Source organism: Paraburkholderia sp. BCC1885 (assembly GCF_900996235.1).
Lineage (GTDB): Bacteria > Pseudomonadota > Gammaproteobacteria > Burkholderiales > Burkholderiaceae > Paraburkholderia.
This window is the reverse complement of sequence record NZ_CAAJGM010000156.1, coordinates 1-452: the sequence shown is the minus strand read 5'-3', so window position 1 is coordinate 452 and position 452 is coordinate 1. Positions and strand designations below refer to the sequence as shown.

The 452-nt window shown below is 66.2% G+C and carries 1 pseudogene; it reads left to right on the top strand.

The features are described 5' to 3' along the window. A pseudogene (locus FQ755_RS15560) lies at positions 1 to 452 on the top strand (hypothetical protein); the annotation flags it as partial.

The window sequence follows — 452 nt, the reverse complement described above, 5'->3', positions numbered from 1 at the left end:
CTGATCTCCACCGGAGTGGACGGCCTGTATGGCCGCAGCGCAGCCTTCGAGGACGTGGTCGAGCGCGTCAACCAGCTGATCGGCCGATGGGGCCAAGGCAAGGACGTGGAGGTGATCCGCTTTCCGCCGGCCATGAACCGCCAGATCCTGGAGGAAGCCGGCTACTGGAAGCACTTTCCCGATCAGATCGGCAGCGTGTTCTGCTTCAGCGGCGACGAGCTGGGCCACCATCGCCTGCTCAAGTGCCTCGACAACCAGGAGGACTGGACCGAGGACCTGAAGCCCACCCGGCTGGCCGTCACGCCGGTGGCCTGCTATCCGCTGTATCCGGTGATGGCCGCGCGCGGCCCGCTGCCGGTCGGCGGTCGGGTGGTGGACATCTTCTCGTATTGCTGCCGGCACGAGCCGTCGAAAGACCCGGAGCGCATGCTGATGTTCCGCCAGCGCGAATT